The sequence below is a fragment of the Tatumella ptyseos ATCC 33301 genome (genome assembly GCF_000735525.1).
Taxonomy (GTDB): domain Bacteria; phylum Pseudomonadota; class Gammaproteobacteria; order Enterobacterales; family Enterobacteriaceae; genus Tatumella; species Tatumella ptyseos.
In genome coordinates, this window is the sequence record NZ_JMPR01000087.1 from 1 (window position 1) to 210 (window position 210).

The 210-nt window shown below is 66.2% G+C and carries 1 protein-coding gene; it reads right to left on the minus strand.

Features of this window, described 5'->3' with window-relative positions:
* Positions 1-210, minus strand: a 210-nt coding sequence (locus GTPT_RS17685) for an Ig-like domain-containing protein (RefSeq protein ID WP_038012003.1), incomplete at both ends; no start/stop codon positions are given.

Consider the following 210-nt stretch of genomic DNA (forward strand, 5'->3'; position numbering starts at 1 on the left):
GACATCACGGCTGCTGCCGGCGCCGTGGTATCGACCGTGACAGGAATCGCCGCCGAAGGCTGCCCGGTATTGCCGGCGGCATCGGTGACGGTGGTGGTAATACTGTGGCTGCCGTCGGCCAGGGCCGGCAGGGTGCTGCTCCAGCTGCCGTCGCTGCCCGCAGTAGCGGTACCGATGGCTTTGCCGTTGTCGAGAATGGTGACGGTATCA